10 protein-coding genes are annotated in these 11,312 nt (G+C 53.5%); 2 read left to right on the forward strand and 8 right to left on the reverse strand.

The genetic code is table 11. The annotated features are described in order from the left end of the window. On the reverse strand, positions 1-1,058 hold a 1,058-nt coding region (locus CUC53_RS14630), incomplete at its 3' end, for an S-(hydroxymethyl)glutathione dehydrogenase/class III alcohol dehydrogenase (protein ID WP_100294836.1). A gap of 124 nt (positions 1,059-1,182) precedes the next feature. Between CUC53_RS14630 and CUC53_RS14635 the strand changes: the two genes are divergently transcribed. Then, the gene (locus CUC53_RS14635) at positions 1,183-2,088 is read left to right on the forward strand and encodes a LysR substrate-binding domain-containing protein (RefSeq protein ID WP_100294837.1); all 906 of its coding nucleotides are present in this window, start codon (positions 1,183-1,185) and stop codon (positions 2,086-2,088) included. Positions 2,089-2,319: 231 nt separating this feature from the next. Continuing rightward, a complete protein-coding gene (gene uvrD, locus CUC53_RS14640) occupies positions 2,320-4,491 on the forward strand; it encodes a DNA helicase II (protein ID WP_100294838.1) in 2,172 nt (723 codons plus the stop codon). 126 nt (positions 4,492-4,617) lie between these two features. On the opposite strand, the gene CUC53_RS14645 is transcribed toward uvrD, so the two are convergent. The 7 genes from CUC53_RS14645 to yidC form a co-directional block, all read right to left on the reverse strand. After that, complete coding sequence (locus CUC53_RS14645; protein ID WP_100294839.1) at positions 4,618-5,184, reverse strand: hypothetical protein; 567 nt, start codon at positions 5,182-5,184, stop codon at positions 4,618-4,620. Beyond that, positions 5,181-6,653 carry an AAA family ATPase gene (locus tag CUC53_RS14650; protein ID WP_100294840.1) on the reverse strand — a complete coding sequence of 491 codons (1,473 nt, stop codon included), beginning with the start codon at positions 6,651-6,653 and terminating at the stop codon, positions 5,181-5,183. Before CUC53_RS14650 ends, CUC53_RS14645 begins: the two co-directional genes overlap by 4 nt. A gap of 249 nt (positions 6,654-6,902) precedes the next feature. Then, positions 6,903-7,277 (reverse strand): transposase, encoded by a 375-nt coding sequence (locus tag CUC53_RS14655; RefSeq protein ID WP_272896767.1) that lies wholly within the window; start codon positions 7,275-7,277, stop codon positions 6,903-6,905. A gap of 96 nt (positions 7,278-7,373) precedes the next feature. Further along, positions 7,374-8,693, reverse strand: a complete 1,320-nt coding sequence (locus CUC53_RS14660; RefSeq protein ID WP_100294841.1) for a type II toxin-antitoxin system HipA family toxin — start codon at positions 8,691-8,693, stop codon at positions 7,374-7,376. Next, complete coding sequence (locus CUC53_RS14665; protein WP_100294842.1) at positions 8,693-8,947, reverse strand: helix-turn-helix domain-containing protein; 255 nt, start codon at positions 8,945-8,947, stop codon at positions 8,693-8,695. Before CUC53_RS14665 ends, CUC53_RS14660 begins: the two co-directional genes overlap by 1 nt. Before the next feature lie 588 nt (positions 8,948-9,535). Continuing rightward, positions 9,536-10,897, reverse strand: coding sequence for a tRNA uridine-5-carboxymethylaminomethyl(34) synthesis GTPase MnmE (gene mnmE / locus CUC53_RS14670; RefSeq protein ID WP_100294843.1), 1,362 nt, complete (start codon positions 10,895-10,897; stop codon positions 9,536-9,538). Positions 10,898-11,005: 108 nt separating this feature from the next. Then, positions 11,006-11,312, reverse strand: a 307-nt coding sequence (yidC, locus tag CUC53_RS14675; protein WP_157798288.1) for a membrane protein insertase YidC, incomplete at its 5' end; no start/stop codon positions are given.

Here is an 11,312-nt window from a genome sequence, read left to right on the forward strand (position 1 = left end):
AGTGGCATGGTGTGGGTGATGAAGTCATCGAGGCGGAACTCACCCTGCATATAGCGCTGCACATAGCTCGGCAATTCGCTGCGACCGCGCACCCCGCCGAAGGCGCTGCCACGCCAGACCCGACCAGTCACCAGCTGGAACGGGCGGGTACTGATCTCCTGCCCCGCTCCGGCCACGCCGATAATCACCGACTCGCCCCAGCCCTTGTGGCAGCACTCCAGCGCCGCTCGCATCACCTTGACGTTGCCGATGCACTCGAAGGAGAAGTCGACGCCGCCGTCGGTCAGCTCGACGATCACTTCCTGAATCGGTTTGTCGTAATCGTTGGGGTTGATGCAGTCGGTCGCACCCAGCTTGCGGGCAAGCGGAAACTTGCTCTCGTTGATGTCGATGGCGATGATCCGGCCCGCCTTGGCCAGACGGGCGCCAATCACTGCCGAGAGGCCGATGCCGCCCAGCCCGAAGATGGCGACGCTCTCACCTTCCTTCACCTTGGCGGTGTTCATCACGGCGCCGATGCCGGTGGTGACGCCGCAGCCGAGCAGGCAGACCTCTTCCAGCGGGGCGGCGGGGTCTACTTTGGCGATGGCGATCTCCGGCAGTACCGTGTATTCGCTGAAGGTGGAGGTGCCCATGTAGTGATAGATGGGCTGGCCATCTTTCGAGAAGCGGGTGGTGCCGTCCGGCATCAGCCCCTTGCCCTGAGTGGCACGGATCTGCTGGCACAGGTTAGTCTTGCCAGATTTGCAGAATTTGCACTCGCCGCACTCGGGGGTGTAAAGCGGGATCACGTGATCCCCCACTTTGACGCTGGTGACCCCCTCGCCGACCGATTCGACGATGCCGCCCCCCTCGTGGCCGAGAATGCAGGGGAAGACCCCTTCTGGGTCGTCACCAGACAGGGTATAGGCATCGGTGTGGCAGACGCCGGTGGCGACGATCCGCACCCGCACCTCGCCCGCTTGGGGTGGCATCACCTCGATCTCTTCGATGGTGAGGGGCTGGCCGGGGCCCCAAGCGATGGCGGCTTTACACTTGATGCTTTGAAGCGGTGCCATAACGGATCTCCTGATAATTGGGTTGTGCAGGGTGCACGGCAGATAAGTAGCCCGAGAGTGTAGTTTCTCGCCGATTTGGTGATAATAAGGCCAAATATCAAATCACTTTTACAGATAGGTAATAATGCTCGGCTGGGAAGGGATCAGTGAATTTGTCAGCGTGGCAGAGCAAGGGGGGTTCACCCCAGCGGCACGCAAGCTGGGGCTGTCGGTGGCGCAAGTCAGCCGCCAAGTGGCCCAGCTGGAAGATCGGCTGCAAGCCAAGCTGCTGCTGCGCACCACCCGGCAGGTGCGGCTCAGCGAGCTTGGCGAGATCTACTATCGCCACTGCCGCCAGCTGCTCGATAACCTCTACGAAGCGGAGCTGGCGGTAGGGCGCCATCAGGCGGTGCCGCAAGGGTCGCTGCGCATCACGGCGCCGGTCGCCTACGGCGAGAGCCGCATCGCCCCTTTGGTCAACGACTTTATCGAGCGCTTTCCTCAACTAGAGGTGACCATTAACCTCACCAATCAGCTGCTGGATCTGGTGCACGATGGCTACGATCTGGCGATCCGTCTTGGCCACCTCAAGGACTCCACGCTGGTGGCGCGCAAACTGGCGCAGCGGGTGCCCTTTGTCTGCGCCTCAGCGGCCTACACCGCCCGCCACGGCATGCCCAACAGCCTCTCTGAGCTGACCCGCCATATCTGTTTAGTGGGTAACAGCGACGAGTGGCACTTTACCTTGGATGGTAGCCCCCACAGTGTACGGGTACGTGGCCTGCTGCGCTGTAACAGTGGCCATGCCCTGCTGGATGCCGCCCTCAAGGGGATTGGCATCATCCAGCTGCCGGATTACTACGTGAGCGACCATCTGGCCCGTGGCGATCTGATCGAACTGCTGCCGGGGTTACGCGCCCCTGCCGAGGGGATTTGGGCGCTCTATCCCCATAACCGCCACCTCTCCCCCAAGGTACGGCTGCTGGTGGATTATCTGGCCGAGCGGCTTGGCGAGGGGCCGCAACCGGTGCTGCGAGCGCCGATGGGCTAAGCTGGCACTGCCCAGCATCAGCTTGCACTAAGCGGCGTGGACCAGCCCGAGGGACCACATCCGGCCAAGCGGTGGTCGCCATCGCCCCCTTCCCTCAACACGCCCACCTCCCTTCTGGACTTCGCTGTCACTCTCCTCCATTTGCGTTGCGCCTATAGCCCCGAGTTTGGATTTGGTCTGGCAGGGGGATGGCCGTATAATCGCCGCCTGTATAAATAAACAGGAGTGGTGATGGACGTTTCAACCCTGCTCGACGGGCTCAACGACAAGCAAAGAGATGCCGTTGCGGCGCCCCGTAGCAATCTGCTGGTGCTGGCCGGTGCCGGTTCGGGCAAGACCCGGGTGCTGGTGCACCGCATTGCCTGGCTGATGCAGGTGGAACGCTGTTCACCCTTCTCCATCATCGCGGTCACCTTTACCAACAAGGCGGCCGCCGAGATGCGCGGCCGGGTCGAAAAAGTGATTGGCGACGGGGTGCGCGGTATGTGGATCGGCACCTTCCACGGCATCGCCCACCGATTGCTACGCGCCCACCATCTGGATGCGGGCTTGCCGCAGGATTTCCAGATCCTCGACTCCGACGACCAGTACCGGCTGATCCGCCGGGTTATCAAGGCGCTCAACCTCGATGAGAAGCACTGGGCCCCGCGCGCCGTGATGGGCTACATCAACGGCAAGAAGGACGAGGGGTTGCGCCCCGGCGACATTGATCTGTACGGCGACCCCGTCACCCGCACCTATCAGCAGATCTACAAGACCTATCAGGAGACCTGCGATCGCGCCGGTCTGGTGGATTTTGCCGAGCTGCTGCTGCGCGCCCACGAGCTGTGGCTCAACAAGCCGCACATCCTCGAGCACTACCGCGACCGCTTCCAGAACATCTTGGTGGACGAGTTTCAGGATACCAACGGCATCCAATACGCCTGGCTGCGGATGCTGGCGGGCAACAGCGGCAAGGTGATGATCGTCGGCGACGATGACCAGTCCATCTACGGCTGGCGCGGCGCCAAGATTGAGAACATCCAGCGCTTCCTGACCGACTATCAGGGGGCCGAGACTATCCGCCTCGAACAGAACTACCGCTCCACCGCCAATATCCTCAAAGCGGCCAACAGCGTGATCGCCAACAACGCCGAGCGCCTTGGCAAGGAGCTGTGGACCGAAGGGGCCGAGGGCGAGCCAATTTCGCTGTATGCCGCCTTCAACGAGGTGGACGAAGCGCGCTTCGTGGTCGGCCGCCTCAAGGATTGGAAGGAAAAAGGTGGCTTGCTCGCCGACTGCGCCATCCTCTATCGCTCCAACGCCCAGTCGCGGGTGCTGGAAGAGGCGCTGATGCAGGACGCCATGCCGTATCGCATCTACGGCGGCCTGCGCTTCTTCGAACGGCAAGAGATCAAAGACGCCATGGCCTACCTGCGCCTTATCAACAACCGTGGCGACGACGCCAGCTTCGAGCGGGTGGTCAACACCCCGACCCGTGGCATCGGCGATCGCACCCTCGAGATCCTGCGTGGCAACGCCCGCGATCAGGGGCAGAACCTCTGGCAATCGGCCAAGGCACTGCTCAATGACAAGGTACTGACCGGTCGCGCCGGCAACGCGGTGCGCGGCTTTGTCGATCTCATCGACGCGCTGGAGGAGCAGGTCTCCCTGCTGCCGCTGCACCAGCAGGCGGATATCGCCATCCAGCACTCCGGCCTCAAGGCGATGTATCTGGCGGAAAAAGGCGAGAAATCCCAGGCGCGGGTAGAGAACCTAGAGGAACTGGTCACCGCCTGCCGCCAGTACCAGCGCCCGGACGAGCTGGAGGATATGAGCGATCTCTCCGCCTTCCTCGCCCACGCAGCGCTGGAAGCCGGTGAAGGACAAGCCGATGAAGAGGCCGACGCAGTGCAGCTGATGACCTTGCACAGCGCCAAGGGGCTGGAGTTCCCGCTGGTGCTGCTGGTCGGCGTGGAAGAAGGCATGTTCCCCAGCCAGCAATCGACCGAGGAGTCGGGCAGGCTGGAAGAGGAGCGGCGCCTGTGTTACGTCGGCATGACCCGCGCCATGGAGAAGCTCTACCTCTGTTATGCCGAGAGCCGCCGCATCTACGGCCGCGAGATGTTCCACAAGCCGAGCCGCTTTATCCGCGAGATGCCCGCCGAGTGTTTGGAAGAGATCCGTCTGCGCACTCAAGTCAGCCGCCCCACCCAGTACGGCCGCTTTAGCCAAAGCGAGGTGCAGCAAAGCTTTGACGCCAGCGGCATCAAGCTCGGCCAGCGGGTGCGCCATCCGAAATTCGGCGAAGGGGTGGTACTCAACTTCGAAGGGGTCGGCCAGCAGAGCCGGGTACAGATCCAGTTCGACGAGGTCGGCGCCAAGTGGCTGGTGACGGCGTATGCGAGATTAGAAGCACTCTGATTTTTCCCGCCTTTTGATAAAACCAACCCGGCTTAGGCCGAGTTGGTTGTATCAATCATCAAATTGTATTTAATTATATTGGCATAAAAATGCGTACATACATCTAAAAGAAAATTCTAGTCACAACTACACAATATCCGCATGGTCATATAACATTGGAGTAATGGCGGCAATACGCCCTTTGAATTTGAATGGTTTAGTAAGCAATAATTTTTCGACTATCGTAGATTTTATCCTGCGTTCATAGTCAGCATCACTTATTGCATTACCCATATAATTAAAACGATTGCAAACCAACCAAAGATTAAAATCTGTTATTTTATGCTGTGGGTTATTAAACTCGGCATTAAATCTCACACTCATAAAATCATCAATCGTCGTTTTGTATTTGCAAACTATATTGTCGTAATTAAGGGTGGATAATTTTTTAACTTTTTTCAATTCAATAAGCGTAAGTGAATATTTGTCTTTCCCACGTTTAATTACAACAAGATTGTCGATAGAAGCGGGGGTATTTGCCAACCCAAGAGAATTGTAGTATTCATCTACAGCTAGATTAGCAATACTCTGTCTATCTAAAACGCCTGTGGCATTATAAAATGAACTATCTATTGCCACAGATATGCCATGCTCACTGATTACATTCTTGTGTATGGATGACAATGCTGTGTTTACACAAATAGCTGAAATCATAATTTTTCACCCTGATTAACCTGAGAGGGCTCCTCATCTTCTTCATCATTGTTTAATGTTTCAATTATATCCATTTTCTCATCAAACAAAATATTACTTGCCACACTAAAGTTATCGTCATCAACACCGAACTCATCGACATTAAGGGGAAGCATCACAGAACCGCTCGTTGTATTTTTAAATACCCCTGAGTATACCTTATTTATATCCATGCGCTGGGACATAATAAGGTTATTGACCTTATTAAATATGTAGTTACTGTGTGATGTTATAATTAACTTTACATCAGCACCAACCAACTTTGAAAATATCTCGGTGAGTTTTATCTGGATTTCTGGATGTAGATGAGCCTCAGGCTCTTCAATCATTATTAGATGCTTTTTGGGTGTTTTCAATCGCTGACTTGGTGAAGCAGTTAATACATATCGGAGATATGACACTATTGGAGCAAGCTCAGATACCATTGATGATGTAGATGATAATTCCAGTTTTAAGTTAGTGTTATCAGGGTAAAACATCAACTGCTTAGTTTGTGGGTTAAACTCTACCTTACCCTTTAAAATGTCTTTTTCTATGCTTTTTGCAATATCATTAACAGTCTTATCCTCAAAGTTTTTCTTAACAACCCTAATATCGGATAGTTTTATGAAATAATCACTAACTGGTTCTGATATTCCTGGTAGCTCAATTTTTTTTGAGAGAAAAGATCTGTTTTTAGACAATTCAGCAATGATTTGCCCAAAGGCACTTAAAGCCTGATAAAGACCTGACCGGCTAGCTGGCAAATAGTGAATGCTACGAATACCCTTAATAGCATCGCCCAAAAAACCAAATATAAATCTAACTATAAGATTAATATAAACATATGGAAATTCATTTTCTTTTTCCGTGCAATAATAAATAGTTATTTTGTTGCCATTGAATACTGGTTCACGAGCTTGCTTTATTCTTTTAACATAGAAGCGATATTTTGTTAAAAATGAACTAACCTTCAGCTCACCATTTTTAATTATTATATCCAAGGATGAATTCTTATCAGATAAAATAATGTGCGGCTCTTCCATAGAAAATCTATTACTTAAACTATCCATTGAAGAAAACGTATTGTTTAGTGAGCTACCAAGCTGATGGATAATTAAGTCGCCAATAGACCTACCAATATCCTCCTTTACTAGCTCTGTAACATCCATTTCATGGCGTTGTTCCAAGTCAGCAGCGATCTCAGATATCTTTTTGTTGTTAATATTCATCGCGTCACCAATATACATATGACGCATATCCATATACTGTGGAAATATATTTGACTGCCTTGTCGGAATAGCAGAAATCATATTCTTCACAATCAAATAAACAATTGTAATGGCATATGACTTACCAATATTATTAGGCCCTAAGATCAAATGAAAGTCTTTTTCTAAATCAATATCAAACTTACTTATTGGACCAATGTTTTGGAGTGTTATTTTCATATGTTCCGCCTTGCTTTTTTGCTTAAGCCATTCGTTTAATCAGATTTAGTTTAAATAAATTTCATTCATACTACTGGACTTGAATGGTCATTAAAATCCCTAGGTTATAAAATTTATTCTTATGTTTGTTAAACAACACTCTCTAATCCTAAACAACCGTAAATTGCTGCAATCTACACCTCCAAACCAATTTTGCAAAGTGCCAGAGCCTCGCCTGCAATGTGAGAAGGGCCGTAGATACCGTCTGTGTTAGCAAGATACTTGGCTGTAGTGTTTGTTATACGGCTGGCGGTTTTTAATGACACCAAAGCACAGGTGTACCAGTTTTCGCATTGCTGCACCTAATGCCGACATTTTGCTTTTTCCTGACGCGACCAACCGTTCGTAAAGTGCTTTAACATGGGGGTTATGTCTGCTTGCAACCACGGCTGCCATATAGAGCACCGCTCTGATATGCGAAGGCCCTGTCTTGGATAGCTTCGGCCTGCCAAGTACAGAGCTGCCAGATTGCCGCTGTATTGGCACCACGCCCAAGTAGGCCGCGAGGCGTTCAGCGGCGAGAAATCTGGGACACCCACCTTTCTGCCCACCTTTCTGACAAAAGCGTCGCTGAAATAGTGGCACCGTCGATGTTAGGAAAGCTGGTGATAACAGCGCACTGGGCCAAGGCCAAAAAGATGGAAACAAATGGGTGTCCCAAGATACGCCTATACCGGCAATTTAATCCCAGCCCTTTATCAGCCTGGCTGAGCGGGCTTTTAGGCCCTCTAGAATGGCGCTGCTGATGGCATTGGGGAAGCCTGCCGGCAATTGCTGGGTAACGCGCTCAATCACATCATCAACGGAGTTGGCCAGTTCTGTCAGGATCTCTTCCATAACAGAACGCTCAAATCCCACCGCTTTGGCTGTTTGGAAGAAATGGCGCGGGAATATCTGCTCAATGGCGCACTTCTTTCCCTTGCTGCTTGCGAGGCCCATAGCGAGCTTGGCATCCCTTCCGTTGAGGCCTCGGCCGCCAAACACTGGATAGACAGATAGGATGTCGTAAAAAGGGGTCAGGCGAAAACGCCCTTCCGGTTCAATAAAGACCGAGAAGTTCTTTGCATGGCCATCGATGGCCGCCAGCAGCCAGAACAGGACCTGAGATTTCATGAACAGGTAGCGATCCTGTTCCGGTGTCGCAGAGCCCAGCAAAGTTTTCATGATGTCAGTGATCCCCGGTCCTCCATGGCTCTCGTATTTCCGTGCTGACGGAACATTCAATACCTGACAGAAATCTTCTTGGGGAAGGCGCATGATCCAACTGCGATCTGTAGCGTAACGTCTGTCGAAGCGTTCCACCGCAAGTGCTTTGACTTGGCCAACCTGCATCATGAAGCAGTGAGGTACGGGTAGACCAAACTCCTTGGCAATCAGAGTGCAGAGATATTCGTTTTCTACGCTCTGGGAGAGGTCTATCGAGTAGGAGTGGCTTTCAATCTTGCCTATGGGGAGTTTGATAATGTGGGTTGTCGGTGTTGCGTTGAGTGGCAAGTACCAACGGCCATCGAGATAGAGCAGCGCTGTCTTTTCTTGCGCCCCGGCGATAGAGATCCGGAACTCCTCTTGCTCCCTGACCATACCCAAAGGGATTCCTGATTTGTAGCTGGTCAGGATCTGCTCCAGTTCGTCATCGGAAAGGGCCTTGTAGTCGATTCGACTGACATCAGGAACATCGTCCCCTTCGGTAACCAGCTGTAATGCCCCTACGCTATCCTGGCCAATGCAACTGAGCAGATCAAAGGGCTGGGTTGATGCCGCCTGATAGCGTGCTACAACCCTGTTCCTCACCTCCGGATTATCCGGCAGCAGGTTGTCGAAGAAGTTATAGGCTTCATCGCCCCGGTAGGGCTGATGGCGCAATGGCATGGAGAGTGAGATGGGGCGGCAGCCTGACTGTGCCAGCCAGGACTCATGGTACTGAAACTGATGGGCACCGCTGGTTGCTTTGGTGAATGTGCCTACCCGATAGCCGTTCATGTAGACAGCCAGATTGGCCATTACCACTCCTCCTTCCAGCCCGATGCCGGACGATCGGATGACTCATTGCGGGGTTGGATATCCAGTGATAATTCGAGTGCTGCGAGGATCTTGAACAGGGTCTCCAGCTTGGTGGACTCAGGGTTGAGCTCGAAGCTGGAGACGGTGTCTTGCCTAATCCCCACTTTCTCAGCCACTTTGCCTTGAGAGAGCTTTTGCGAAAGCCTGACATCCTTGATACAGGCGCTCAGCTGCTTGGCGCTGGTTACTTTCATGATTCGACAACCTGGTAGCGTGCGTTCTTCCAATTTACACGCTATGACAGGTATATCAATATTTACCTGCTGTAGAGGGTAAGTGTCATTTACACGCCATAGGCGGTATTTAACATTTATCCCCTATAGCGGGTAAGAGAACGGCAAGTAGCAATCTGGGACACCCACCTTTCTGACAAAGGCGTCGCTGAAATAGTGGCACCGTCGATGTTAGGAAAGCTGGTGATAACAGCGCACTGGGTAGAGGCCAAGAAGATGAGTGTCTCAAGATACGCAAAGACAGAACTGCCCCAAGATAGCAATTGGCCGATCACGATGATGGCGTGGACGGTCCGTGAAGCGCTGGCCCCATGACGCTTGCTTTGCTCATCGAACGGGCGTGGGCGTCGGGTTCGCGGATGTCGACGCTGATCTTTATGGTGTCCCCGAGAGTACCCCTTGTCCCCCGAGCGGTTGGTTCGGGGGACGCTTGGGGTAAATTCTCACGAAATACGATTAGGCAAGAATAGCCAGTAAAAAAACAAAGCTCAATATTTACAATGCTTTATGTTCTCACTGGCTGCTTTTTATTGCTGATGTTTCACCACCTTACTTGCCAATACAGAAGCTGGTGAAGATCCGGCCAAGCAGGTCGTCGGAGCTAAATTCACCGGTGATTTCGCTTAAGGATTCTTGGGCCAAGCGCAGTTCTTCGGCCACCAGTTCACCTGCCACATAGACCTCCAACTGCTCTTTGGCGATCACCAGCCGCTCGGCGGCACGCTCCAGCGCGTCGAGATGGCGGCGGCGAGCCATAAAGCCCCCTTCGGTGTTGCCCTGAAAGCCCATGCAGGCCTTTAAGTGCTCGCGCAGGGCCGGCAGCCCCAGCTCAGTCTTGGCGGAGATACGATAGACGGCATGGCCCAGCGCTTGGCTGGGGGCCAGATCTTCACCGGTCAGGTCGGCTTTGTTACGAATGACGGTGAGGCCGATGCGCGGCGGCAGGCGATCGACAAACTCTGGCCAGATTTCATGGGGATCGACGGCCTCGGTGGTGGTGCCGTCGACCATAAACAGCACGCGGTCGGCTTGTTCGATTTCGGCCCAAGCCCGCTCAATGCCAATCTGTTCCACCTTGTCGTGGGTATCGCGCAAGCCAGCAGTGTCGATGATGTGCAGCGGCATGCCATCGAGGTGGATGTGCTCACGCAGCACGTCACGGGTGGTGCCAGCAATCTCGGTGACGATGGCCGACTCACGCCCTGCCAGCGCGTTAAGCAGGCTCGACTTGCCCGCGTTAGGGCGACCGGCGATGACCACCTTCATCCCTTCTCGCAACAGGGCGCCCTGTTTGGCCTCGCCACGCACGTCATCCAGATCCGCCATGATGGCGTAGAGATCTCCAGCGACCTTGCCATCGGAAAGAAAATCGATCTCTTCGTCCGGAAAGTCGATGGCGGCTTCTACGTATATGCGTAGGCGGGTCAGGCTCTCCACCAGTTGTTGGATCTTGCTGGAGAACTGTCCCTGTAGCGAGTGCATGGCGCTGCGGGCTGCCTGTTCGCTAGAGGCTTCGATCAGATCGGCAATCGCTTCAGCCTGGGCCAGATCGAGCTTGTCGTTGAGAAAGGCACGCTCGCTAAACTCGCCCGGGCGGGCAGGGCGGAGGCCATCAATCTGTAGAATCCGACGGATCAGCATGTCCAGAATGACGGGGCCGCCGTGGCCTTGTAGCTCCAACACATCTTCGCCGGTAAAACTGTGGGGGGCTTTAAAGAGCAGGGCGATACCTTGATCCAGTGCTTCGCCATGTTGATCGAGAAACGGCAGATATTCGGCGTAACGTACCCTCGGGCGCTTGCCGAGCACTATCTCGGCCACCTGTTCGGCGGCAGGGCCGGAAACCCGGACAATGCCGACGCCGCCACGACCTGGGGCTGTGGCCTGGGCCACGATAGTATCTGTTGTCATCTTGCTGGGCTCATCTGTTCACTAAAGGGATTGATAGGGGGCTCATTGTAATAAAAAAGGCGCCCCGAAGGCCGCCTCTTTTGTCATTAGGGAAGATTCATCACCCTGTTAGTTGCGGGTGTGCAGCCCTTTCTTCTCCAGCTGACGATAGATCAGGGTCTGCTGGGCGATGGAGATGACGTTACTCACCAGCCAGTACAGGGTCAAACCTGCAGGGAACCAGAGGAACATGAAAGTGAAGATGATCGGCATGAATTGCATCACTTTCTGCTGCATCGGGTCGGTGATAGTGGTCGGACTCATCTTCTGCAGATACCACATGGAGGCACCCATGAGGATTGGCAACACGAAGAAGGGGTCCTTGACTGACAGGTCAGTGATCCACAGGGCGAACGGTGCGTGGCGCAGTTCGACC

This window comes from Aeromonas cavernicola, from assembly GCF_002795305.1.
GTDB lineage: Bacteria > Pseudomonadota > Gammaproteobacteria > Enterobacterales > Aeromonadaceae > Aeromonas > Aeromonas cavernicola.